This is a genomic window from Yersinia rohdei ATCC 43380, assembly GCF_000173775.1.
Lineage (GTDB): Bacteria > Pseudomonadota > Gammaproteobacteria > Enterobacterales > Enterobacteriaceae > Yersinia > Yersinia rohdei.
Window position 1 is genome coordinate 1 of sequence record NZ_ACCD01000044.1, and the last position, 23,842, is coordinate 23,842.

The following is a 23,842-nucleotide window of genomic DNA, read 5'->3' on the forward strand; positions in this document are numbered from 1 at the left end:
AATACAGCTAAAACACCTAAAACGGTGAAAAAGACAACAAAAAGGGGGCGATTTCTCGCCCCCTTAAGGATTAACCATTACTGCTTAGCAATGATATGTCCATTTTCTACATCCAGAGTCACTGGTATTCCCGGAATTAATTTGCCGGAAAGTATCTGCTGCGCCAGCGGGTTCTCGATTTCCTGCTGAATAGCACGTTTCAATGGCCGTGCACCATAAACAGGGTCAAATCCAGCTTCACCCAAGAACTCCAACGCAGGTTGAGTAATAGTGACCTGATAGCCACGCTCTTCCAAACGTTTGTACAACCGCTCCAACTGAATGTTCGCAATAGAAGCTAAATGCGCCCGACCCAGCGGATGGAAGACAACAACCTCATCTATACGGTTAATGAATTCAGGGCGGAAGTGATGAGTTACAACTTCCATCACCATATCCTTCATTTCGGCATAGCTTCTTTCACCGAAACGTTCCTGAATCAAATCAGAACCGAGGTTAGAGGTCATGATGACTACCGTGTTACGGAAGTCGACCGTTCTTCCCTGCCCGTCAGTTAAGCGCCCATCATCCAACACCTGCAAAAGAATGTTGAATACATCTGGATGCGCTTTTTCTACTTCATCCAGCAGAATGACGGAATAAGGACGACGGCGCACAGCTTCCGTCAGATACCCGCCTTCTTCATAGCCAACATAGCCTGGAGGCGCACCGACTAACCGAGATACAGAATGTTTCTCCATAAACTCGGACATATCAATACGCACCATGGCATCGTCGCTGTCGAACAAGAACATAGCCAACGCTTTGCACAACTCAGTTTTACCGACCCCAGTTGGCCCTAAGAATAAGAAGGAACCAATTGGACGATTCGGATCTGATAGGCCAGCACGGCTACGGCGAATCGCATTAGATACCGCTTCAACCGCTTCATTCTGCCCGATAACGCGCTTATGGAGATCTTCTTCCATGCGCAGCAGCTTGTCTCGTTCGCTTTCCAGCATGCGAGATACCGGAATACCCGTCCAGCGCGCCAGCACTTCAGCAACTTCGACTTCAGTAACTCGGTTGCGCAGCAGCTTCATGGTTTGCCCTTCCAGCGCTGTTGCCGCCGCGAGCTGTTTTTCCAGCTCAGGGATTTTGCCGTACTGAAGCTCTGACATTTTCGCCAAGTCACCCACACGACGAGCTTGCTCTAAGGTGATTTTGGCTTGTTCCAGCTCAGTTTTAATATTCTGAGTCCCGGTGAGAGAGGCTTTTTCAGCTTTCCACTCTTCTTCCAGCTCTGAATATTCACGTTCTTTCTGCTCTAATTCGGTATTGAGCATTTCCAGACGTTTTTTACTGGCATCATCAGACTCTTTATTCAGTGCCTGCTGCTCCAGTTTCAATTGGATAATCCGGCGTTCCAGCCTATCCAATGATTCTGGTTTTGAATCCATCTGCATACGAATGCTAGAACCGGCTTCATCAATAAGGTCGATAGCTTTATCCGGTAACTGGCGATCCGAAATATAGCGGTGCGACAGTGTGGCCGCCGCAACAATTGCCGGGTCAGTTATCTGCACATGGTGATGCAGTTCATAACGCTCTTTTAACCCACGCAAAATGGCGATGGTGTCTTCTACTGTTGGCTCCGCCACATAGACTTTCTGGAAACGCCGCTCCAGCGCCGCATCCTTTTCTATATATTGACGATACTCATCAAGAGTGGTTGCGCCCACGCAATGCAATTCACCGCGAGCTAATGCCGGTTTCAGCATGTTGCCGGCATCCATTGCCCCATCGCCTTTCCCGGCGCCAACCATGGTATGCAATTCATCAATGAACAAGATCACACTGCCTTCTTGTTTTGATAAATCGTTCAGCACACCTTTTAAGCGCTCTTCAAACTCACCGCGATACTTAGCACCCGCGATCAATGCGCCCATATCTAATGAAAGCACACGTTTATGTTTCAGGCCTTCAGGGACTTCGCCATTAACGATACGTTGTGCCAGGCCCTCCACAATGGCGGTTTTACCGACACCGGGTTCACCAATTAACACCGGGTTATTTTTAGTACGGCGTTGTAATACCTGAATAGTGCGGCGGATTTCTTCGTCACGGCCAATAACCGGATCGAGTTTGCCTTGCTCCGCGCGCTCAGTCAGGTCGATAGTGAATTTTTTCAACGCCTGGCGCTGGTCTTCAGCACCCTGATCATCGACTTTGTCACCCCCACGCATATCTTCAATCGCCTTATTTATCTTATCTTTTGTTGCACCCGCAGCCTTTAACATGTCCGTTAAAGTGCCGCGATCTTCAAGTACCGCCAGAACAAACAGTTCTGAAGAAATAAACTTATCAGCACGTTTCTGCGCTAATTTGTCACAAAGGTTCAAGACCCGTACCAGCTCGTTTGATGGTTGAACATCACCGCCAGTACCTTCGACTTGTGGAAGACGACCTAAAGCTTGCTCAATATCACTACGCAAAGTGGCAACATTAATACCCGCCGAGGTCAGCAATGGGCGAACTGTTCCCCCATCCTGATTGAGCAAAGCGCTCATCAAATGTAACGGTTCAATAAATTGATTGTCGCGCCCAAGTGCTAAAGATTGAGCATCGGCGAGGGCAAGCTGGAATTTACTAGTAAGACGATCCAGACGCATAACACCTCCAATGTTGGTCAAAATTGCTACTGGAGATTAGATGAGGTCATTCCTCAAATTTTCAAGGTTATTTTGACACTATATTTAGAGTAGAACGTTATACGTCAGTGGATCGTCCTAATTTAATAGGTTATATCAGCCAGACTAAACTTGCCATACGCCCGGTAATTCCATCACGACGATAAGAGAAAAATTGTTGTTTTTCACTCACAGTACAGCGATCACCACCATAGATGGCGTGAATGCCCAGCGCTTGTAGTCGTAGTCGGGCTAATAAATAGATGTCGGCGAGATATTGAGTGCCGGAAGGCGTGAACGCAGCAGCAGATTGTGCGTCGATATTGATAAATGCTTGTTTAACTTCTTCGCCCACTTCGAACTGATGTGGGCCGATGGCCGGGCCTAACCAGGCAATAATGGAGGAAGGTGCAGCAGTGAACTGCGCCAATGTTTGTTCCAATACACCGGCACATAGACCACGCCAGCCGGCATGAGCAGCAGCGACTTCATCGCCAGCCAAAGAGCAAAACAGCACTGGCAAGCAATCTGCAGTCATTACCGCACAAACTTGCCCGGCAACACGGCTATATACCGCATCGGCCTGTAAATCAGAGATTGCCGCACCGTCCAGATGTAAAACACGCGTGCCATGCACCTGCTCTAGCCAAACAGGCATTTGCGGCAATCCTGCTTGTTCCACTAAACATTGTCGATTTGCCACCACATTGGCAGCAATATCCCCCACATGGGTCCCCAAGTTTAATGAATCATAAGGGAATTCGCTGATACCACCGTGACGGGTGGTGCTACATGCCTTAACACTGGCAGGTATTGGCCAATCCGGGAATATCAGCTTATTCATTACCAATCCATCTGATCTTTGAATTCTTCAGTATCGGCTTTCAGTGCATTAATCAGCTCAACCATATCTTCTGGTAATGCTGCATGCCATTCCATTTGAATACCGCTGATTGGATGATACAAACGCAGCATAGTTGCATGCAGCGCCTGGCGATCAAAGCCACGCAGAATAGAAATAAAGGAATCAGATGCGCCTCTTGGCGGACGCGGGCGACCACCATATAGCTGATCACCTACCAGCGGATGGTTTATATGAGACATATGCACACGAATCTGATGTGTACGGCCCGTCTCTAAACGCAGGCGCAGGCGAGTATGGGCACGGAAATGCTCCATAATACGGTAATGGGTGGTTGCCGGTTTACCCATTGGGTGCACGGCCATATGAGTTCGCTTAGTAGAATGACGTGAAATCGGTTCGTCAACTCTACCGCCAGCGGTCATATTGCCGATAGCCACTGCTTCATACTCACGGGTAATTTCGCGTGCTTGCAGTGCTTCAACCAAGCGGGTCTGTGCCGGAACGGTTTTTGCCACCACCATCAAGCCAGTGGTGTCTTTATCCAGGCGATGCACGATACCTGCCCGTGGAACATCCATGATTTCTGGGTAATAATAGAGCAGTGCATTCAGCACTGTCCCATCCGGATTACCGGCACCGGGATGCACCACTAAACCGCGGGGTTTATTAATGACCAAAATATCGTTATCTTCATAGACGATATCCAGTGGGATTTCTTGAGGCGCCCAGCGGGCATCTTCCTCAATTTGCGCGTCAATTGCGACGAGCTCACCACCCAACACTTTTTCTTTAGGCTTGTTAATTTTTTTACCGTCGACTGTCACTTTGTCATCCAAAATCCAATCTTTTATACGAGATCTTGAATAATCAGGGAACAATTCGGCCAAAGCCTGATCTAACCGTTGACCGAGTTGTGATTCGGCCACCGTTGCGCTGAGTTGTACTTGTTGTGCCATATGCAGCTTCTTGTTCGTTAACGTTGGGTTTTGACGGCGATGCCGTTTAATATAATGTGCTATTGTATCTAGATCTTTATCGGGAGCTTAACGGACAGTCTCCCGGAATAACACTTCGAGGATAATCAAAACGTCATGACGCGTATGAAATATCTGGTGGCTGCCGCCACGTTGAGCCTGGTGCTGACCGGTTGCTCCAGTAACAAGGACGTGGTTCCCGATAACCCGCCTTCTGAGCTCTATGCTACCGCTCAGCAAAAACTGCAGGACGGTAACTTTAAGGGAGCCATTACGCAACTAGAAGCGTTAGATAACCGCTATCCTTTCGGGCCTTACTCCCAACAAGTTCAGCTTGATTTGATTTATGCGTATTATAAATCAGCTGATCTGCCGTTGGCACAAGCCTCAATTGATCGCTTTATGCGCCTCAATCCCACACATCCTAACATCGATTACGTATTATATATGCGTGGTTTGACTGATATGGCTCTGGATGATAGCGCATTGCAAGGCTTCTTCGGGATTGATCGTTCAGACCGCGATCCGCAACATGCTAAGGCCGCATTCCGCGATTTTAACCAGTTGATTCAAAGCTATCCGAACAGCCAATACGCAACTGACGCGCAAAAACGCCTGATGTTCCTGAAAGATCGTCTGGCCAAGCATGAATTGGCCGTGGCGCAATATTACACTAAACGAGGCGCTTACGTCGCGGTAGTTAATCGAGTTGAGCAAATGTTGAGAGATTACCCTGATACTCAAGCAACGCGTGATGCGCTGCCGTTGATGGAAAATGCTTATAAACAATTGCAACTGACTGCGGAAGCAGACAAGGTTGCCAAGATAATTGCGGCAAACCCAGCCTAATATTGTCCGGCACCATAAAATAACAAACGGCAGCTCAGGCTGCCGTTTTCAATTCTGCCTTTACCGCCACAAATCGATAAAATTCATGAGCTCAGGCTGCTGCGTTGATATGGCCGTTAACACCTAAATGATGCCATTTTTAGCCAGATGCAGACGATATAACTTATCAATAATGCGACATTCTAATCAATGATTCAAGCCCTCAACACCTATTCCTGACGTTAAATCACAGTTCCCACGACCTTTGCAAAAAGTGACAAAAATAAGTGATCTCGATCATACATTTTGCGAAAAAGAGAGGTATGCTGAAGTTATCCAAGACGGAGTAGACAAAGAGGTAAGTCATATGACAGTTAACATTACTAGTAAACAAATGGATATTACCCCAGCAATTCGTAAACACGTTGAAGACCGTCTCACCAAACTGGATAAATGGCAGGCCCAGTTAATTAACCCACATATTGTACTGTCTAAGGATCCGCAAGGATTTGTTGCTGACGCAACTATCAGTACCCCGATGGGGCCTTTGGTCGCCAGTGCCAAACATGATGATATGTATGCTGCAATTAATGAACTGATCACCAAACTAGAACGTCAATTAAATAAAGTTCAACACAAAGGTGAAGCTCGTCGTGCGGCAAGCAGTGTTAAAGATGCTAATCTGGAGTCAGCAGATGTAGAGGAAGAAGAATCCGAGCAAGAACAATAGCCGGCTAAATCCATCTCATTTCGGATCTAACGCGCCTTTGGGCGCGTTTTTTATTGACAGCAATTCAGACTCGCGGTTAGTTTAGATGTTGTCTGTTTTTGAGGTCGAGCTTCTTTTTAGAAAGCGTGGCTTTGGCAGCACACTGATACCAGTAATACCAATCAACTTCATAGCAGGTAACCAATAACGATGATCAATAAAGTGTTTTTCTTCGCATTCTTTTTTACCTTCCCCTGATTGGGAGGCGTTTCGTCGTGTGATAAAGAATGCGAAGACGAACAATAAAGCCTCCCAAGCGGGAGGCTTTTTTTATGTATAAATACCCGTCATATTTCGAGCTGTATGTATGTTAGCGACCTTAGTTCGCCCCAGTCACTTACTGGTGTAAGAATCAGGGGGTTCACTTAGTCGCGGCCTTCCTACAACTCGAATTATTTAGGGGATAATCATTCAAAAAATAAGGCTAACCCTATGAGCGACAATCCATTACTGGTGCTACGCGAACGCATCAGCGCACTCGATTTAAAGCTGCTGGCATTGCTGGCAGAGCGACGTAAATTGGCGGTGGATGTCGCTAAAGCCAAGCAACTCCATCATCGTCCCATTCGAGATAAGGAACGTGAACGAGACTTGCTGGACGCGCTAATAACCGCCGCTAAGCCTTATGATCTCGATGGATTCTATGTGACCCGCCTGTTCCAACTAATTATCGAAGATTCAGTATTAACTCAGCAGGCCTTGTTGCAACATCAGCTTAATCAAACCGCTCAACATTCTGCCCGGATTGCCTTCCTTGGCCCGAAAGGCTCTTACTCACATTTAGCCGCACGCCAATATGCAGCTCGTCATTTTGAGCATCTGATTGAATGTGGTTGCCAGAAATTCCAGGATATTTTTACCCAGGTAGAAACAGGTCAGGCCGATTACGCCGTATTACCTATAGAGAACACCAGCTCAGGTTCTATTAACGACGTTTATGACTTATTGCAGCACACCAGCTTGTCTATTGTTGGTGAAATAACGAATCCTATCGACCACTGTGTATTGGTCGCCACCGACACTGACCTGAGTCAAATTCAGACAGTTTACAGCCATCCTCAGCCTTTCCAGCAATGCAGTCAGTTTATTAACCGCTTCCCACACTGGAAAATCGAGTATTGTGAAAGCACGGCTGCTGCGATGGAGAAAGTCGCCCAGTTGAACTCGCCAACAGCCGCTGCATTAGGGAGCGAATCCGGCGGTGCACTGTATAACTTGCAGGTGTTGGAACACAATCTGGCGAATCAACAGCAAAATATTACGCGCTTTATTGTTCTTGCGCGTAAGGCGATTGATGTCTCTGAGCAGATCCCCGCGAAAACTACCTTAATTATGGCAACAGGCCAACAATCTGGGGCATTAGTCGAGGCGCTATTAGTATTGAGAGAACACGGCATTATCATGACTAAACTTGAATCCCGCCCGATAAATGGCAATCCGTGGGAAGAGATGTTTTATATTGATGTGCAGGCAAATTTACGTTCTGAAGCCATGCAAAAAGCCTTAGCAGATCTGACACCAATAACCCGCTCATTAAAAGTCTTGGGCTGCTACCCAAGTGAAAACGTGGTTCCGGTCAATCCAAGCTAACGTCATTTATATCAAGCGGTTGTCAAAGTCGATTAGGCGGGGAAATGGGCAGTAACGGCGTTAGCCGCCGGAGCGCCCATCAGTGCAGTCGCCCCGACTGATACCCTACCGATTAGGTCAGTTTGTCATCAAGTTCATCTGTATCGATGTAAGCAATAGACAACAAAAAAGGTCACACCAGCATTGCCGGGATGACCTTTTGCAAATAGATAAGTTACAGAAACTAATTACTGACGATTATCATTAGCCTGACGTAATAATGAACGACTTTCCACCAGGAAGCGCTCCGCATAATCGCCAAACCAGTGCTCCACTTTCTGGAAGCTTTGCACAAAAGCTTGTTTATCACTTTGTTCCAGCAAGGTAATCGCCTCACCGAAACGTTGGTAATACCGCTTAATCAGTGCCAAATTATCTTCCGATGACATGATAATATCCGCATAGAGCTGGGGATCTTGGGCAAATAGCCGCCCAACCATCGCCAATTCCAAGCGATAAATCGGTGAAGATAGCGCCAACAATTGTTCCAATTGCACGTTTTCCTCAGCCAAATGTAACCCATAGGCAAAGGTTGCAAAATGGCGCAGCGCCTGAATAAACGCCATATTCTGGTCATGCTCAACTGCACTGATACGATGTAATCTTGCCCCCCATACCTGCAACTGTTCTAACAGCCACTGATAGGCTTCTGGGGAACGGCCATCGCAATACACCACAACTTGCTTTGCCAAACTGCCAACATCTGGCCCAAACATCGGATGCAAACCAACAACTGGCCCTTCATGGACAGCGAGCATTGCTTGCAATGGCTTATTTTTCACTGAAGCGAGATCCAGCAAAATACAATCTGACGGCAATTTTGGTAATCGGGCAATCACTTCCTCAGTAACATGAATTGGCACACTGACAATCACCATACCCGCATCTGCCAGAATAGATTCCGCCTGTGGCCAGTCCTGCTGCTCCAGTATTTTTACCTGATAGCCAGAGAGTGTCAGCATTTTACTGAATAATCGCCCCATCTGGCCCTGTCCACCAATAATAACAACTGGGCGTAATTGCGGGCATAAGGTCTTGAAACCTTTGTCATTCTCGCTGGTATAAGACTCTCGCATTATCCGACGCAATACATCTTCAATCAAATCAGGCGGTACACCTAGAGCCTCGGCTTCCTGTCGACGTGAGGCCAGCATGGCCGCCTCACGGTCTGGCACATAAATAGGCAAGCCATAATGGCTTTTAACTTCGCCTACTTCTGCTACCAAATGCAGGCGTTTAGCCAGCAAATCCAACAGCGCTTTATCGACTTCATCAATTTGATCGCGTAAAGCGGTCAGTTCAGCCACCATTCTTACTTTTCCTCTACAGTCCGTGCCGCCAGCGCTGAACGTAATTCCTGATGCATACCACGTAACAAGGTTTCGGTACTTTCCCAGTTAATACAGGCATCGGTCACTGAAACCCCGTAGCGCATATCTGCCCGCGGTTGCTCAGAAGACTGACTCCCTTCGTAGATATTGCTTTCCAGCATCACACCCGTAATAGAACGATTGCCTGCCTGGATCTGTTCAACCACAGATTCAGCAACCTCAGTCTGGCGACGGTAGTCTTTATTTGAATTACCATGACTGCAATCTATCATTAAGGATGGAACGAGTCCCGCATCCTGCATCTGTTTTTCACACTGAGCGACATCTTGTGCACTGTAATTAGGGGTTTTACCACCACGTAAAATGACATGGCCGTGTGGATTGCCCTGAGTTTGCAATAAGCAAACCTGACCTGACTGGTTAATCCCCATGAAACGGTGTGGCATTGCTGCGGCACGCATTGCATTAATTGCCGTACCCAAACTGCCATCCGTACCATTTTTGAACCCAACTGGCATTGATAAACCAGACGCCATTTCACGGTGAGTTTGTGATTCCGTAGTTCGGGCACCAATGGCCGACCAACTGAACAAATCACCCAAGTATTGTGGGCTATTGGGGTCAAGAGCCTCAGTTGCCAGTGGCAAGCCCATCCCGACTAAATCTAACAGCAATTGACGTGCAATATGCAGCCCTCTTTCCACATCGAAAGAACCGTCCATTGCCGGGTCATTGATAAGGCCTTTCCAACCCACCGTCGTTCTTGGTTTTTCAAAATAGACGCGCATGACGATATACAGGCTGTCACTCAACTCGGTAGAAAGCGTTTTCAAACGACGCGCATAATCCAGAGCAGCATCCACATCGTGGATAGAACATGGCCCACAAACGACCAATAATCGAGGGTCTCGCCCCTGCACAATGTCAGCAATAGTGTTGCGTGCGGTTTCAATCGCATACTGATCATTGCTGCTCAATGGAAACTGGTTTTTCAGTTCTTCTGGCGTTATCAGCACTTGTTCAGCACTGATATGGACATTATTGAGCGCATCTTTTTGCATGATCATATTCTTTACCTGTCTCTGTTTAGCGGATGCCATTTAGCGTGTTTATCGTTTGAGGACACCACAATACCACGACATGTAAACTTTTCAATCCATATGTGTAAATAAATAATTACCACTGAATTTACGAACAACTTCCGTCTGACTTTTGCGGTGAGTCGCAGTTTCTGCAGATGCTCCTAACCTCCATCTGAGGTCATGATAAAATGCGGGAAATTTGTGGAGGCTGTATGTTAAGAGTCATCATCGTCGACGATGAACAACCCGCGCGTGAAGATTTACGCGAAAGACTAACCGAAGAACCTGATATTGAGATCGTCGCCGAATGCAGCAATGCGCTGGAAGCCATCCCCGCAATCCAGCGCCTGCAACCCGATGTGATATTTCTCGACATCCAAATGCCCAGAATTAATGGCTTGGAATTAGCCTCAATGTTAAATCCAGAAAACTTACCGCACATCGTCTTTGTTACTGCTTATGATGAATATGCCATCCGTGCTTTTGAAGAGCATGCCTTTGACTATCTGTTAAAACCACTCGACCAGCAACGGTTGGCAAAAACACTCATTCGTTTAAGACGCGGCACTGTTGTAAATAATAGTTTACATAAAATCACAGAACCGATACTGCGGCATATCCCCTGCTCCGGGCACAACCGTATTTTTTTACTGAAAATTGAAGAAGTAGAATATCTCAGCTCTGAGCTGAGCGGTGTGCATGTTATCGGGACAGTACAATCCGGTTATACCCAGCTTTCACTGAAAACTCTGGAAGAAAAAACACCATTTATTCGCTGCCACCGGCAATACATGGTCAATACTGAACAATTAGGTGAGATTCAACTGATGGATAATGGTGCCGCAGAAGTCATTACTCGCAGTGGTAAACATATCCCCGTGAGCCGCCGCTACTTGAAATCCCTAAAGGAGAAATTGGGAATTCACTAAATGATACTGTATCCCGCCATTAACCGGGCCAGGCTCTAACAAAATTCCCAATGAGTATAACAACCTTATTAATACACAATATGAGGGCCTGTCATAGCCAGTGAAATTATTTCTATGGCCTCTGCGCCTTGATAATTATCATAGGTTAAAAACAAATGAACAATTAAATAAAGACTATCATAATAATAGTTAATTATTTTAAAACAATTAATACACATTAGGTTTACAATTAAAATCTTATATTCCAGTTTACCCTTCCAATTCCACTTTAATTAATTAGAAAAGTCTGAGCTGCTATAAAAATAGAGGCAGATCTCAGATTTAATTAATTACATAACTAAACAATACAGCCTTGATATTAGCCAAGTTTTAATCAATGAAATTAGTGCTCTGATAGCAAAGGTCGCATCAGAACCATGCTCATTGCTTAAAACCAGCAAATACAACCCGAATTTTATTCATGTTGGAAGCAAGGTAATATTATGATAACACTACAATTTATAATTATAATTCTCTGTTTGTTACTGGGTACTCGATATGGTGGCATGGGACTGGGGCTAATAAGTGGTATTGGCCTATTTATTCTGACCTTTATCTTTGGCTTGGAACCAGGTAAACCACCAGTCGATGTTATGTTGACGATATTAGCCGTTATTGGTTGTGCCTCTGTATTACAAACCGCTGGCGGATTAAATGTAATGATGCAATTTGCCGAGCGATTATTACGTCGACACCCGCAACATATTACGCTACTCGCACCATTCACCACCTGGTCATTAACCTTCTTATGTGGCACTGGACATGTTGTTTACACCATGTTCCCTATTATTTCTGATATTGCCATTAAGAAAGGTATTCGTCCGGAAAGACCAATGGCGGTTGCATCAGTTGCTTCGCAAATGGCCATTACCGCGTCACCCGTGTCAGTCGCTGTTGTGTCATTAGTTTCAATTATTGGTGCCAATCACGGCATTGGGCATGCATATAGCATCTTGGAAATTTTGGCAGTCTCAGTCCCAGCTTCTTTGGTTGGGGTGTTAATGGCCGCATTGTGGAGCTTACGTCGCGGTAAAGACCTGGATAAAGACCCAGATTTTCAAGAGAGAATTAAAGATCCTGAACAACGCGCGTTTATCTATGGCTCAACAGATACATTGTTAAATCAGGTTTTTCCTAAGCAAGCCTATTGGTCTACCTGGATCTTCTTTATCGCAATATTACTGGTCGTAATATTGGGGGCTTTTGCTGATTTACGGCCTGCTTTTGAAGTTAAAGGAAAATTACAGTCATTATCGATGAATCTGGTTATCCAGATGATGATGCTAATTGCTGGTGCAGTAATTCTGATTGGTTGTAAAGTTAAACCCAGCGACATCTCTAACGGTGCTGTATTCAAAGCTGGCATGGTTGCCATCTTCTCCGTATTTGGTGTTGCCTGGATGAGCGATACCTTTTTCCAGGCCCATATGGGCGACCTTAAATTAGTATTGGAAGATGTTGTCAAGAGCCAGCCGTGGACTTACGCCATTGTGCTGTTCTTGGTATCTAAACTGGTAAATAGCCAAGCCGCGGCATTAGCTGCCATTGCACCAATGGGATTACAATTAGGTGTTGAGCCAAAAATGCTCATTGCCTTCTTCCCTGCGGCTTATGGCTACTTTGTGTTACCGACCTACCCAAGTGACCTTGCCTGTATTGGTTTCGACCGGTCTGGTACCACGAAAATTGGTAAATTTATTATTAATCACAGTTTTATCATCCCCGGTCTTATCGGTGTTATCTGTTCGTGTATTACCGGTTATTTGCTGGTAACGACCTTTATGTAATAACGGCTAGGAACTAAATTAGGGGCCAGATGAACTCTGGCCTTTTAATTATATTCCTACTTATCTTCAATAATTCTCTGTTTATGAGTTCAATGAGATTCATAAATTCGAGCTTAAATCTGTTCTTATCTATTACCTCTTAATAATTAACTCATCAAAAAATCCCGTTTATTATAATTAATTATTCATTCCGAAATATCTTCTGAGTAAGTTGGAAAGCAACTGCTACAATGCGAGCCGCATCACAAAAAATCACCTTTTTTCACCATGGACCTATTATGTTTTCTTTGCGTCATACCAGGGCGTTGCCGTTTTATATCAGCACACTCGCTTTATCTCTAATCAGCACCTCAGTTCTTGCTGACGCGACTGTTTTTACTGCCTTAGACGATCCAGCCACAGCCAAAAAGAGCTTTGATGGTAACGTTGAAGCGGGTTACACCGCACAGTCAGGTAATACCACCAACTCAACTCTGACAGCTAACTCGACGTTAACCTGGTTTCAGCCCAATACAGCCTATAGTCTGTGGGGAGCTGCACGTAATACCAGCGCAGACAATCAGCGCTCTTCCGAACGTTATCAGTTAGGTGCGCGTACTCGTTATAATTTGACTGATAGTAATTATCTGTTTGGACAAGCCAGCTGGCTAAATGATCGCTATAACGGTTTTGATTCACGCTCTGTGCTGACCACCGGTTATGGTCGCCAGATTATGACCACGCCATTGCATAATCTGCGGATAGAATTTGGTCCCGGTGTTCGCCATGATGAGTTTTATGGCGGTGGCCGCGCTACAAAAGCATTGGCTTATGCCGGTGGGAACTATACTTATCAGTTAACTGATAACACGGTGTTCAGTGAAGGCGTTTCAGCATTAGCTAACGAAGAAACAACATTAAACTCCGAGACGGCTTTGAACGTAGCAATCAATAAGAGCTTTGCATTGCGTTTAGCTTATGTTGTGACCTACAACACCAAACCCCCCGCCAGTGCGCCAAAAAATACAGATACCACAACTTCTGTGACTCTGGTTTACGGCCTGTAGTTATTCGCTTTGTCGCGTGGTGTGATGCCACGCTTTTCCTGCTAATTTCTTGCCAGCTCTCTATTCACTTCTGAAATAGATTATCTGCTTCGCTAAAATGTCTATAAAAAAAGGGGTTAGCACATGGCTAACCCCTTCATAACTATTAACTTTTGGATGAAGCCGAAGCTCTATCTTAGTTAGTGCGGTTAAGACGCTCTTTGATACGAGCAGACTTACCAGTGCGCTCACGCAGATAGTACAGTTTCGCTTGACGAACGGCACCACGACGTTTCACAGTAATGCTGTCGATTACTGGGGAGTGAGTTTGGAATACACGCTCAACACCTTCGCCGTTGGAAATTTTACGAACGGTGAACGCAGAATGCAGACCGCGGTTACGAATAGCGATAACCACGCCCTCGAATGCCTGCAGACGCTTTTTAGAACCTTCAACAACCCATACCTTAACTTCCACGGAATCGCCCGGACGGAATGAAGGTACATCTTGCTTCATCTGCTCTTGTTCGATTTGCTTGATAATATTGCTCATAATAAGTCTCTTATCCTAGGTAAACTGATATATCAGGAAATTGGCGCGTAGCACAATATTCCTTTCATAGTTCTGTTGCTCAGGGCTTGTGTTCCCGTTGGAACTCAGCCAGCAACACCATTTGCTCGTCAGTCAGAGCTAGGCTTTCTAGAAGTTCAGGTCTTCTAAGCCAGGTACGGCCCAGCGACTGCTTTAAGCGCCAGCGACGAATCTCGGCATGGTTACCCGACAGTAATACTGGCGGAACCTCCATACCTTCCAACACCTCAGGACGAGTGTAGTGTGGGCAATCCAGCAACCCATCAACAAAGGAATCTTCCTCTGCTGAGGCCTGATGACCCAGCACGCCCGGGATAAAGCGGGAGACTGAATCTATCAGAGTCATTGCTGGCAGCTCGCCACCGCTGAGAACGTAATCACCAATTGACCATTCTTCATCAACTTCAGTTTTGATTACGCGCTCATCAACTCCTTCGTACCGGCCACATACCAGAATCATCTTCTGGTTAGTCGCCAGTTCGCAAACACCCTGTTGGTCCAGTTTGCGCCCTTGAGGTGACAGATAAATCACCTTTGCTCCCTCGCCTGCCGCTGCTTTTGCTGCATGAATGGCTTCCCTTAAAGGTTGCACCATCATCAACATACCCGGGCCACCACCATATGGGCGGTCATCCACGGTACGATGCCGATCGTAGGTGAAGTCACGAGGACTCCAACACTGCACGCTCAGCAGGCCATTTTTTACTGCCCGGCCAGTTACCCCGTAATCGGTTATTGCGCGGAACATCTCAGGAAACAGGCTAATAACACCGATCCACATTGTTTTGTTCCACTCACTTTTGCCGTTTAATTCGGAGGTCAAAAACCAGGATCCCAATCTACTTCAACACGTTGAGCAGTGAGATCGACATTCTTGATAACCTGCCCATGAAGAAACGGGACCAACCGCTCCTTCATACCGAATGCATCTTTCAGATTTGCCTTCACTACCATTACATCGTTAGAACCGGTTTCCATCATATCGATGATTTTACCCAGCTCGTAACCCGTGGTTGTTACTACCTGACAGCCCATAAGGTCTTTCCAGTAGTAATCATCCTCTTCTAGTTCTGGTAGTTGCTTCGAATCGACGACAATTTCGCAATTGGTCAGTAAATTCGCGGCATCCCGATCATCAACACCTTTAACTTTGATGATCAGATCCTGACTGTGGCGCTTCCAGTCTTCCAACTCGACATGCTGCCACTTACCACCCTGCTGGATAAACCACGGCTGGTAATCGAAAATGCTTTCGGCGTTCTCGGTGGATGAAAATACTCTGAGCCAACCGCGAATGCCGTAAGTTGAACCCATTTTACCGAGAACTATCGGCTGATCGGGAACCACTGGATTGAGTTGTTTGCTCATAATAACCACCACCGCGACAGATTAAGCTGCTTTCTTAGCGTCTTTGATCAGCGCACCAACGCGATCAGAAACAGTTGCACCCAGACCAATCCAATGTTCGATACGGTCTAAGTCCAAACGCAGAGCTTCAGCCTGACCAGATGCGATCGGGTTAAAGAAGCCTACACGTTCGATGAAACGGCCGTCACGAGCATTACGGCTGTCGGTCACTACTACTTGATAGAACGGACGCTTTTTAGCGCCGCCACGAGCCAAACGAATTGTTACCATAACATCCTCTTTAGTTAATAAAACAACTGAACCCCATCGGGGAACGGGGTTCAGTTGCAATATAAAAAGCCCGAAAATTTTACTCATTTTGGCGCAAAAAGCAATCTAAAGCGTAGATTCCTGTGCGCCAGTTTTGTAATGAGTTAAATTCTCTTCGTTTTCCGCCGTTTTCAGCGGGAAATCTTTACTCATTTAACGCCGGTTAGCGCCACGGCGTTAAATGTTATTTAGCGACCAGGGAAACCCGGTGGCATCATACCTTTCATGCCACGCATCATTTTGGCCAAACCGCCATTTTTCATTTTCTTCATCATGCGCTGCATATCATCGAACTGCTTGAGCAAGCGGTTAACATCCTGCACTTGCACACCAGAACCGGTAGCGATACGGCGTTTACGTGAACCTTTGATGATTTCTGGTTTCGCGCGCTCTTTCAGCGTCATCGAATTGATGATGGCCTCCATACGCACTGTCACCTTGTCATCCATCTGCGATTTCACGTTTTCGGGTAACTGGCCCGCACCCGGCATTTTACTTAACATGCTAGCCATGCCGCCCATATTGCGCATTTGCTTCAACTGATCCAAGAAGTCGTTGAGATCGAAGCCATCGCCTTTTTTCAGCTTGGTTGCCAGTTTCTCGGCTTGAGCGCGGTCAACTTTGCTTTCGATATCTTCAATCAGCGACAGAACATCGCCCATGCCCAAGATACGTGAAGCTATACGATCCGGATGGAAAGGCTCCAACGCTTCGGTTTTTTCACCGACACCAAGGAATTTAATCGGTTTACCGGTGATATGGCGAATAGATAACGCGGCACCACCACGGGCATCACCGTCAACTTTGGTTAACACAACACCGGTAAGCGGCAATGCTTCGTTGAATGCTTTCGCTGTATTAGCGGCATCCTGACCGGTCATGGCATCGACAACAAACAAAGTTTCAACCGGCTTAATCGCGGCATGAACCTGTTTGATTTCGTCCATCATGGCTTCGTCAACGTGCAAACGGCCCGCGGTATCGACAATCAGAACATCATAAAACTTAAGTTTCGCCTGTTGCAAAGCACGATTAACAATATCAATCGGCTTTTCCTGTGCATCTGACGGGAAGAAATCTGCACCAACCTGCTGTGCGAGGGTTTCCAACTGTTTGATCGCCGCTGGGCGATACACGTCGGCAGAGACCACCAGCACTTTTTTCTTCTGTTTTTCTTTAAGGAACTTAGCCAGTTTGGCGACACTAGTGGTTTTACCCGCACCTTGCAGGCCAGCCATTAACACCACTGCTGGCGGTTGTGCGGCCAGATTCAGTTCGTTATTGACCTCACCCATCGCGGCAATAAGTTCATTTTTAACGATTTTGACGAATTCCTGACCTGGCGTAAGGCTTTTGTTCACCTCATGCCCGACAGCACGCTCTTTTACCCGGCTAATAAAATCACGAACCACCGGCAAAGCGACGTCAGCTTCGAGTAACGCCATGCGAACTTCACGCAGCGTTTCTTTAATATTTTCTTCTGTCAGCCGGCCACGGCCGCTGATATTGCGCAATGTGCGCGACAATCGATCAGTTAAGTTCTCAAACATTGTCTCATACTCAACGTGGAAACAGGCCGCTCTGGCGACACAATGGGGGGATTATAACACGAAGCTTAAATGATCTCTGCCTTCACGTCGGAGAACGGTTGGAGAGGGACGCGCTCAAGGCTATACTGGCTATCTAATTCACTTTAGCCGATGCCCATATAACGCTATGCCCGTGTTCTCTATTTTGGCTTTGATCGCTTATTCGCTCAGTCTGGGCTTGATTGTCCCAAGTTTGGTGCAAAAAAACAGTGCTTACCGCCGGTTAGCGCTGCTTTCTGCCGTCTTGGCACTAGTGTGCCATGCTATTGCTCTGAAGCATCAGGTTTTTGATGTTGGCGGGGGCCAAAATCTTACTTTACTGAATATTGGCTCCATTGTCGGGCTGATTATCTGCACTATCATGACGATTGTCGCCTCAAGAGGGCGCGGTTGGTTCTTATTGCCGATTGTCTACAGCTTCGCCATGATCAATTTGGCCCTTGCCAGCTTATTACCGGGTGAGTTTATTACCCATCTGGAGGCCAGCCCTGCTATTTTCGTCCACATTGGACTCGCACTTTTTGCCTACGCCACTCTTATCATTGCAGCACTGTATGCCCTGCAACTGGCGTGGCTTGATTATCAGCTAAAGAATAAGAAAGTCACATTTAATGCCGATATGCCGCCGCTGATGAGCATTGAGCGTAAAATGTTCCATATTACGCAGATTGGTGTGGTATTACTCACACTGACACTCTGTACCGGCTTGCTGTACATGGACGATATATTTAGTAAAGAAAATGTCCATAAAGCGGTGTTATCTATCATGGCCTGGTTTGTCTATATTGTTTTATTATGGGGTCATTATCATGAGGGCTGGCGTGGCCGCAGAGTGATTTGGTTTAGCTTCGCAGGCGCATTTTTGCTGACGCTGGCTTACTTTGGCAGTCGCCTGGTTCAAGAAATCATGGTCTCTTAATTGTTAGAAAACCGCCCGTCTATGGCCCCGCTAAGTTCACGGGCCATCATAGTTACTAAGGAACACTGAGTTGGACCAGGTATCAACTAGCACGCTTCTCATCATTCTTGTCATTATGATTGTGGTTTCAGCTTATTTTTCTGCCTCTGAGACCGGCATGATGACGTTGAACCGTTATCGTCTACGTCACTTGTCCAAACAAGGCAATCGTGCCGCACGTCGGGTTGAAAAGCTGTTACGCCGACCTGACCGCCTGATAAGTTTGGTGCTAATCGGCAATAACCTGGTCAATATTCTGGCATCGGCACTGGCGACAATTATTGGCATCCGTTTATATGGCAATGCCGGGGTAGCCATCGCCACCGGGATTCTGACTTTTGTGGTCCTTATCTTTGCGGAAGTGATGCCGAAAACTATTGCCGCGTTGTATCCAGAGCGCGTGGCATTTCCAAGCAGCGTTTTACTTGCTCCACTACAAAAAATCATGCTGCCATTGGTCTGGTTACTCAACATCATTACCCGTGGACTAATGCGCCTGTGTGGTATTCGCGGGAATGTGCACCGCAGTGATGCAGTGAGCAAAGATGAATTACGCAGTATCGTGAATGAATCCCAATCACAAATTTCCCGCCGCAATCAAGATATGTTGATATCCGTGTTAGATCTGGAAAAGGTCACGGTTAGCGACATTATGGTGCCGCGCAACGAGGTAGTCGGGATTGATATCAATGATGATTGGAAATCAATTATGCGCCAACTCACCCACTCGCCACATGGCCGAATTGTCTTGTACCGCCAATCCTTAGACGACGCCATTGGCATGTTGCGCGTGCGAGAGGCCTATCGGTTGATGACGGAGAAAAAAGAATTCAACAAAGAGAATTTGCTACGCGCCGCCGATGAAATTTATTTCATTCCTGAAGGGACACCTTTGAATGTGCAGTTGGTAAAGTTCCAGCGCAATAAAGAGAAGGTCGGCATGATTGTCGATGAATACGGCGATATTCAAGGGTTAGTGACAGTCGAAGATATTCTGGAAGAAATTGTGGGGGATTTCACTACGTCAATGTCCCCGACCCTTGCCGAAGAGGTCAATCCGCAGAGTGACGGGTCAGTCCTGATTGACGGCAGCGCCAGTGTCCGTGAGCTAAACAAAGCCTTTAACTGGACACTTCCTGTTGATGCCCGCACCATCAATGGCATGTTACTGGAAGAGCTTGAGGATATTCCGCAGATTGATGCTCAGGTTCGTATTGGTAACTATTTGATTGACGTGCTGGATGTACAAGAAAACATGATTAAGCGGGTACGGGTGACACCTATTTTGCCGGATAACCATTCAGGGTAATCACAGCAGCCCTCCTTCGCGATAAATAAAAAAAGACGCCTTAGTTGCGTCTTTTTGCATTTATCGACCAAAAGTAAAAATGCTGATATCAAAACTAGATATGCAATTCTTTCAGTTTTTCTTCCGGCAATGCCAATTCTTCATTGTGGTTAACACCCACACCACGGTCAATAATATTTTTGGCAATTTCCTGCGCTTCTTCCAGCGAGTGCATATGATAAGTGCCGCACTGATATTCATTCAGCTCAGGAATTTTTTTCTGGTCAGTGACCTTCAGTACATCTGCCATAGCCGCTTTCCAAGCCTTGGCGACCCGTTGCTCATCAGGAGTACCAATCAGGCTCATGTAGAAACCAGTACGGCATCCCATTGGCGAGATATCAATAATCTCAACACCGTCACCATTAAGATGATTACGCATGAAACCAGCAAACAGGTGCTCCAGAGTATGGATCCCGCGCTCTGGCATCACTTCTTTGTTCGGCACACAGAAGCGTAAATCAAATACAGTTATCTCGTCACCATGAGGGGTTTTCATTGTCTTAGCAACGCGTACTGCCGGTGCATTCATGATGGTATGGTCTACGGTAAAGCTATCCAGTAATGGCATTTAGTTACCTCCTCATAAAAAAATAATTTTTATTCGATCTTTTTTCGCAACCTGTGAAACTTTTTTCTAACCTGCGCGTCTTAATATGTGAAAGACGCGCATTTGTTATCATCATCCCTGTTAACAGAGATGTTAATTTGGCCACAGTAATGTGGCCTTTTCTTTTTATTGACCGCCGTGAAGCGCCAGATACTCATCAAAGCTTAGCTTATCTTTGAGTTCAATCTCACGTTGACGCACCCAGGATGCCGCACCCTCTTCGGATAATTGCTCTTCTGTCAGCAACTCCAATGGCTCACTTTGCAGCATTTCTCGGTAGCGCTCAGCCAACTCAAGACCCACACCACCAATACCATTTTCTTTCATCGCTTGCAAAATACGCGCAGAGAACGTCAAGCTCGGATCATCAAAGTACGCGACCAGCTCGTCACAAACCTCTTGATAGGCAGTGCTATCTTGGCCATCGAGCACTTCTGCTACACGGCGCAAATCTGCAAACAGATCTTTACCGACCTTTTCCAGCGGCTCACGGGTATCATTGCACCCCATTCCGATAGTCTGCCCCGGTTTACGCCCTTCCAAAATGACCCGATTCCAGTTCTTGCGTGTACATTGCAATTCGTCACTGCTCATTTCAGGCGCATCCGCGAGCACACACCAAATCAAGAATAGATCGAGGAAGCGCGCCTGAACGGCATCAACACCAATAGGTGAAAATGGGTTAATGTCTAGCGAGCGGACTTCGATATATTCGATGCCGCCGCGCAGCAAGGCGTCAGACGGGGACTCATCGGCACGGGTAACTCGTTTAGGCCGAATCGGGGCGTACAGCTCATTTTCAATTTGCAACACATTGGTATTCAATTGCAGATGACGTTCGCCGTTTTTCAGCCCCAATGCTGCGTATTCTTCTGATGGCGTTTGAATCGCACGTTTCAGGGCCGCTACATAGGTATGCAAGTCATTAAATGTAATGCCTAAATTGCTTTGTGATTTATTGGTATAACCCAAATCACTCAAACGCAATGAGGTGGCATATGGCAAATAACACATTCCGTTATCATTGCGCTCAAATGGCAATGCAGTTTCACGCCCTTGCAGGAATGATGAGCAAATAGCCGGAGAAGCACCAAACAGATAAGGAATGACCCAGCCGAAACGATAGTAATTGCGGATCAGGCGGAAATATCCTGCGGAAATTTCTTCTTTACCACTTTTTTCATCCGTGACACCTGACCATGCCTGCCAAAACTCCAGCGGCAAAGAGAAATTATAGTGAACACCGGAAATAGTTTGCATCAATGCACCGTAGCGATTTTTTAATCCCTCACGGTAAAGTGTTTTGAAGCGGCCGATATTTGAAGAACCGTATTTAGCCAGTTCGATATCTTGTTCAGCGCCGATAAAACACGGCATGCTGAGCGGCCACATGCGCTCATCACCCAGTTTACGTGCGGTATAGCGATGAATATCACGTAAAAAAGTCAGCAGATGATCAATATCACCGTCTACTGGCGTAATGAACTCCAGCAATGCCTCAGCAAAATCGGTAGTTATCCATTGATGTGTCAGGGCCGCACCCAGTGATTCTGGATGCCCCGTCGAGGCGAGTTGCCCATCGGCAGTGACTCTCAATGTTTCCCGCTCTATACCGCGACGGATCCCTTTCAGGGCTTTAGGGTGCGCTTCCAACCAAGTCAGCGCGTGTGATACATCCGGGATCAAATCGACCTCCCGCTCTTGGAAACCATAACTCGCCAGCATACTGAAACTACGTGGGTGTGACTACGTAAGTTTGTCACACTCTTTACTGCCACCAGGCTATCCCTTGCAGCGTAATTACCGTTAACACGATATAACGCAACGCTTTTCCCAGACACAGGAAAAAAGCCACAAGAGCCCAAGGCATGCGCAGCCAGCCTGCTAACACACACATCAAATCGCCCACTACCGGCAACCAGCTCAATAATAAAGCCGCTGGGCCAAAGCGCTGAAGCCAGCCTAGAGCTGTATTCATTCCACGCTGTGGCTTTAGTTCCGGTAATAAACGGCCTATAACAACATTTGTTAGCCCCCCCAAGGTATTTCCGACAGTAGCAGACAACACCAACATGATTGCTGGCGCACTACCTGCCGTTAGTAAGGTGACTAACAGAATTTCAGAATTTCCGGGTAAGAGTGTCGCGCTGAGAAAGCTACTCCCAAATAGTGACGCAATAGCTAGCGTACTACTCACAGCAGGCGGACATCAACTATTGCCATATTGGCTCTTTTCGCCGCTTCAACACCAAAGTCAGCATCTTCAAAGACCACACATTTATCAGAACGGACGCCGAGTAATTCTGCGCAACGTAAGAATGTATCAGGTTCTGGTTTATGCTTGGTGACATCATCAGCACCAACAATGACATCAAAATAGTGGCGTAACCCAAGATGGCCTAAAAGCATCTCTGCCATGGCGTGCTCGCTTCCTGTTCCTACAGCCATAGGTTTACGCCCATAATAGGCTTTAACCACCTCTATGAGCGGCAGAGGCTTCACAGTGTCCAACAACATCGTTTTCACCAATGCCGTTTTCTCAGCAGCCAGTGAATGGGGATCCAGCTCTAATTGATGATTGGCAATGATTGTGCGGGCAATTTGCCACGTCGGGGCACCATTCAATGCCACCATAGCTTGCTCATCAAACTGCATTCCATAAGGGGTCAGCACCTGATGCCACGCCTGACGGTGGGTGGATTCTGTGTCCAGAATGGTGCCGTCCATATCAAAGATTAGGCCTTCATAACGATCGTACATCGTGACCCCACGACCAGGGAGAAAATGAAAAGCTACTTTATCGCAAACTAGCCAAATTGTCGCTCACTGTATAATCAGTTGAATTTAATCAAAAAAACATTATTGCCAATGGATTATCACCCCACTCAGCATGGTAAAAATCAATGTGTTGGGATTAATAGCAAGGTGAGAGAGTTGAGAAGTTTAAAATGGCGACCTGATGCAAAGCCAAAAAGCAGAAAACCCCGCCGTAGCGAGGTTTCTTAATATGGTGCACCCAGGAAGATGACTCGGCTGACGCCTCGCCCTGCGGGCCGTTGCTAAAGCAACGTTGTCTCGCTTCGCTCGGCTCGAACTTCCGACCGCTCGGTTCCGCTCTAAGCCAAAAAGCAGAAAACCCCG

General features: G+C 46.6%; 22 protein-coding genes, 1 other RNA gene and 1 other annotated feature. Of the genes, 8 read left to right on the plus strand and 15 right to left on the minus strand.

Annotation, left to right across the window (positions count from 1 at the left end; genetic code table 11):
* Window positions 1-77: 77 nt before the first annotated feature.
* From clpB to rluD, 3 genes are all read right to left on the minus strand, one after another.
* Complete coding sequence (gene clpB, locus YROHD0001_RS01070) at window positions 78-2,651, minus strand: ATP-dependent chaperone ClpB (RefSeq protein WP_004716679.1); 2,574 nt, start codon at window positions 2,649-2,651, stop codon at window positions 78-80.
* 130 nt (window positions 2,652-2,781) lie between these two features.
* Window positions 2,782-3,513 (minus strand): purine nucleoside phosphorylase YfiH, encoded by a 732-nt coding sequence (gene yfiH, locus YROHD0001_RS0118825; protein ID WP_032818303.1) that lies wholly within the window; start codon window positions 3,511-3,513, stop codon window positions 2,782-2,784.
* Window positions 3,513-4,490 (minus strand): 23S rRNA pseudouridine(1911/1915/1917) synthase RluD, encoded by a 978-nt coding sequence (gene rluD, locus YROHD0001_RS01065; protein WP_004716680.1) that lies wholly within the window; start codon window positions 4,488-4,490, stop codon window positions 3,513-3,515. The genes yfiH and rluD overlap by 1 nt, the downstream gene beginning before the upstream one ends.
* Before the next feature lie 135 nt (window positions 4,491-4,625).
* On the opposite strand from rluD, the gene bamD reads away from it, so the two are divergent.
* The 3 genes from bamD (at window position 4,626) to pheA (ending at window position 7,695) form a co-directional block, all read left to right on the plus strand.
* Window positions 4,626-5,357, plus strand: coding sequence for an outer membrane protein assembly factor BamD (bamD, locus tag YROHD0001_RS01060; RefSeq protein WP_032818306.1), 732 nt, complete (start codon window positions 4,626-4,628; stop codon window positions 5,355-5,357).
* 346 nt (window positions 5,358-5,703) lie between these two features.
* Complete coding sequence (gene raiA / locus YROHD0001_RS01055) at window positions 5,704-6,066, plus strand: ribosome-associated translation inhibitor RaiA (RefSeq protein ID WP_032818308.1); 363 nt, start codon at window positions 5,704-5,706, stop codon at window positions 6,064-6,066.
* A 188-nt stretch (window positions 6,067-6,254) separates the two neighbouring features.
* Window positions 6,255-6,379: a sequence feature (Phe leader region), on the plus strand.
* A 158-nt stretch (window positions 6,380-6,537) separates the two neighbouring features.
* On the plus strand, window positions 6,538-7,695 hold the full coding sequence (gene pheA, locus YROHD0001_RS01050; RefSeq protein WP_004716683.1) for a bifunctional chorismate mutase/prephenate dehydratase: 1,158 nt from the start codon (window positions 6,538-6,540) through the stop codon (window positions 7,693-7,695).
* Window positions 7,696-7,922: 227 nt separating this feature from the next.
* Here pheA and tyrA read toward each other — a convergent pair whose 3' ends face one another.
* Both tyrA and YROHD0001_RS01040 read right to left on the minus strand, forming a co-directional pair.
* Complete coding sequence (tyrA, locus tag YROHD0001_RS01045) at window positions 7,923-9,044, minus strand: bifunctional chorismate mutase/prephenate dehydrogenase (RefSeq protein ID WP_004716684.1); 1,122 nt, start codon at window positions 9,042-9,044, stop codon at window positions 7,923-7,925.
* Between the two features lie 2 nt (window positions 9,045-9,046).
* The gene (locus YROHD0001_RS01040; RefSeq protein ID WP_032818320.1) at window positions 9,047-10,126 is read right to left on the minus strand and encodes a 3-deoxy-7-phosphoheptulonate synthase; all 1,080 of its coding nucleotides are present in this window, start codon (window positions 10,124-10,126) and stop codon (window positions 9,047-9,049) included.
* Between the two features lie 233 nt (window positions 10,127-10,359).
* On the opposite strand from YROHD0001_RS01040, the gene btsR reads away from it, so the two are divergent.
* The 3 genes from btsR (at window position 10,360) to YROHD0001_RS01025 (ending at window position 13,948) form a co-directional block, all read left to right on the plus strand.
* On the plus strand, window positions 10,360-11,076 hold the full coding sequence (btsR, locus tag YROHD0001_RS01035) for a two-component system response regulator BtsR (protein ID WP_004716686.1): 717 nt from the start codon (window positions 10,360-10,362) through the stop codon (window positions 11,074-11,076).
* Between the two features lie 482 nt (window positions 11,077-11,558).
* On the plus strand, window positions 11,559-12,902 hold the full coding sequence (locus YROHD0001_RS01030; protein ID WP_032818310.1) for an anaerobic C4-dicarboxylate transporter: 1,344 nt from the start codon (window positions 11,559-11,561) through the stop codon (window positions 12,900-12,902).
* Between the two features lie 278 nt (window positions 12,903-13,180).
* The gene (locus tag YROHD0001_RS01025) at window positions 13,181-13,948 is read left to right on the plus strand and encodes a DUF481 domain-containing protein (protein WP_004716690.1); all 768 of its coding nucleotides are present in this window, start codon (window positions 13,181-13,183) and stop codon (window positions 13,946-13,948) included.
* 175 nt (window positions 13,949-14,123) lie between these two features.
* Here YROHD0001_RS01025 and rplS read toward each other — a convergent pair whose 3' ends face one another.
* The 5 genes from rplS to ffh all read right to left on the minus strand — a co-directional run bounded on the left by rplS (window position 14,124) and on the right by ffh (window position 17,746).
* Window positions 14,124-14,480: a 50S ribosomal protein L19 gene (rplS, locus tag YROHD0001_RS01020; protein ID WP_004716691.1), complete on the minus strand. Its 357-nt coding sequence runs from the start codon at window positions 14,478-14,480 to the stop codon at window positions 14,124-14,126.
* Window positions 14,481-14,559: 79 nt separating this feature from the next.
* Window positions 14,560-15,300, minus strand: coding sequence for a tRNA (guanosine(37)-N1)-methyltransferase TrmD (gene trmD, locus YROHD0001_RS01015; RefSeq protein ID WP_004716692.1), 741 nt, complete (start codon window positions 15,298-15,300; stop codon window positions 14,560-14,562).
* Between the two features lie 38 nt (window positions 15,301-15,338).
* Complete coding sequence (gene rimM / locus YROHD0001_RS01010; protein ID WP_032818313.1) at window positions 15,339-15,887, minus strand: ribosome maturation factor RimM; 549 nt, start codon at window positions 15,885-15,887, stop codon at window positions 15,339-15,341.
* Between the two features lie 21 nt (window positions 15,888-15,908).
* Window positions 15,909-16,157: a 30S ribosomal protein S16 gene (rpsP, locus tag YROHD0001_RS01005; protein WP_004716695.1), complete on the minus strand. Its 249-nt coding sequence runs from the start codon at window positions 16,155-16,157 to the stop codon at window positions 15,909-15,911.
* A 227-nt stretch (window positions 16,158-16,384) separates the two neighbouring features.
* Window positions 16,385-17,746: a signal recognition particle protein gene (gene ffh, locus YROHD0001_RS01000; protein ID WP_004716697.1), complete on the minus strand. Its 1,362-nt coding sequence runs from the start codon at window positions 17,744-17,746 to the stop codon at window positions 16,385-16,387.
* 166 nt (window positions 17,747-17,912) lie between these two features.
* On the opposite strand from ffh, the gene YROHD0001_RS00995 reads away from it, so the two are divergent.
* Window positions 17,913-18,704, plus strand: a complete 792-nt coding sequence (locus tag YROHD0001_RS00995; RefSeq protein WP_032818315.1) for a cytochrome C assembly family protein — start codon at window positions 17,913-17,915, stop codon at window positions 18,702-18,704.
* A 70-nt stretch (window positions 18,705-18,774) separates the two neighbouring features.
* A complete protein-coding gene (locus tag YROHD0001_RS00990) occupies window positions 18,775-20,052 on the plus strand; it encodes an HlyC/CorC family transporter (RefSeq protein WP_032818317.1) in 1,278 nt (425 codons plus the stop codon).
* Between the two features lie 94 nt (window positions 20,053-20,146).
* On the opposite strand, the gene luxS is transcribed toward YROHD0001_RS00990, so the two are convergent.
* From luxS to YROHD0001_RS19870, 5 genes are all read right to left on the minus strand, one after another.
* Window positions 20,147-20,662, minus strand: coding sequence for an S-ribosylhomocysteine lyase (gene luxS, locus YROHD0001_RS00985; RefSeq protein WP_004716702.1), 516 nt, complete (start codon window positions 20,660-20,662; stop codon window positions 20,147-20,149).
* Between the two features lie 165 nt (window positions 20,663-20,827).
* Window positions 20,828-22,426 carry a glutamate--cysteine ligase gene (gene gshA / locus YROHD0001_RS00980; protein ID WP_004716703.1) on the minus strand — a complete coding sequence of 533 codons (1,599 nt, stop codon included), beginning with the start codon at window positions 22,424-22,426 and terminating at the stop codon, window positions 20,828-20,830.
* A gap of 43 nt (window positions 22,427-22,469) precedes the next feature.
* The gene (locus YROHD0001_RS0118830; protein ID WP_032818319.1) at window positions 22,470-22,898 is read right to left on the minus strand and encodes a YqaA family protein; all 429 of its coding nucleotides are present in this window, start codon (window positions 22,896-22,898) and stop codon (window positions 22,470-22,472) included.
* Window positions 22,895-23,461 carry a fructose-1-phosphate/6-phosphogluconate phosphatase gene (gene yqaB, locus YROHD0001_RS00975; protein ID WP_004716705.1) on the minus strand — a complete coding sequence of 189 codons (567 nt, stop codon included), beginning with the start codon at window positions 23,459-23,461 and terminating at the stop codon, window positions 22,895-22,897. The genes YROHD0001_RS0118830 and yqaB overlap by 4 nt, the downstream gene beginning before the upstream one ends.
* A gap of 245 nt (window positions 23,462-23,706) precedes the next feature.
* Window positions 23,707-23,837, minus strand: a non-coding RNA gene (locus YROHD0001_RS19870) — RtT sRNA.
* Window positions 23,838-23,842 lie beyond the last annotated feature (5 nt).

What these genes read in the sequence shown, in the direction of transcription:
- clpB (WP_004716679.1), bottom strand. Translation starts at nt 2,651, where the DNA reads ATGCGTCTGGATCGTCTTACTAGTAAATTCCAGCTTGCCCTCGCCGAT.
- yfiH (WP_032818303.1), bottom strand. Translation starts at nt 3,513, where the DNA reads ATGAATAAGCTGATATTCCCGGATTGGCCAATACCTGCCAGTGTTAAG.
- rluD (WP_004716680.1), bottom strand. Translation starts at nt 4,490, where the DNA reads ATGGCACAACAAGTACAACTCAGCGCAACGGTGGCCGAATCACAACTC.
- bamD (WP_032818306.1), top strand. Translation starts at nt 4,626, where the DNA reads ATGACGCGTATGAAATATCTGGTGGCTGCCGCCACGTTGAGCCTGGTG.
- raiA (WP_032818308.1), top strand. Translation starts at nt 5,704, where the DNA reads ATGACAGTTAACATTACTAGTAAACAAATGGATATTACCCCAGCAATT.
- pheA (WP_004716683.1), top strand. Translation starts at nt 6,538, where the DNA reads ATGAGCGACAATCCATTACTGGTGCTACGCGAACGCATCAGCGCACTC.
- tyrA (WP_004716684.1), bottom strand. Translation starts at nt 9,044, where the DNA reads ATGGTGGCTGAACTGACCGCTTTACGCGATCAAATTGATGAAGTCGAT.
- YROHD0001_RS01040 (WP_032818320.1), bottom strand. Translation starts at nt 10,126, where the DNA reads ATGCAAAAAGATGCGCTCAATAATGTCCATATCAGTGCTGAACAAGTG.
- btsR (WP_004716686.1), top strand. Translation starts at nt 10,360, where the DNA reads ATGTTAAGAGTCATCATCGTCGACGATGAACAACCCGCGCGTGAAGAT.
- YROHD0001_RS01030 (WP_032818310.1), top strand. Translation starts at nt 11,559, where the DNA reads ATGATAACACTACAATTTATAATTATAATTCTCTGTTTGTTACTGGGT.
- YROHD0001_RS01025 (WP_004716690.1), top strand. Translation starts at nt 13,181, where the DNA reads ATGTTTTCTTTGCGTCATACCAGGGCGTTGCCGTTTTATATCAGCACA.
- rplS (WP_004716691.1), bottom strand. Translation starts at nt 14,480, where the DNA reads ATGAGCAATATTATCAAGCAAATCGAACAAGAGCAGATGAAGCAAGAT.
- trmD (WP_004716692.1), bottom strand. Translation starts at nt 15,300, where the DNA reads ATGTGGATCGGTGTTATTAGCCTGTTTCCTGAGATGTTCCGCGCAATA.
- rimM (WP_032818313.1), bottom strand. Translation starts at nt 15,887, where the DNA reads ATGAGCAAACAACTCAATCCAGTGGTTCCCGATCAGCCGATAGTTCTC.
- rpsP (WP_004716695.1), bottom strand. Translation starts at nt 16,157, where the DNA reads ATGGTAACAATTCGTTTGGCTCGTGGCGGCGCTAAAAAGCGTCCGTTC.
- ffh (WP_004716697.1), bottom strand. Translation starts at nt 17,746, where the DNA reads ATGTTTGAGAACTTAACTGATCGATTGTCGCGCACATTGCGCAATATC.
- YROHD0001_RS00995 (WP_032818315.1), top strand. Translation starts at nt 17,913, where the DNA reads ATGCCCGTGTTCTCTATTTTGGCTTTGATCGCTTATTCGCTCAGTCTG.
- luxS (WP_004716702.1), bottom strand. Translation starts at nt 20,662, where the DNA reads ATGCCATTACTGGATAGCTTTACCGTAGACCATACCATCATGAATGCA.
- gshA (WP_004716703.1), bottom strand. Translation starts at nt 22,426, where the DNA reads ATGCTGGCGAGTTATGGTTTCCAAGAGCGGGAGGTCGATTTGATCCCG.
- yqaB (WP_004716705.1), bottom strand. Translation starts at nt 23,461, where the DNA reads ATGTACGATCGTTATGAAGGCCTAATCTTTGATATGGACGGCACCATT.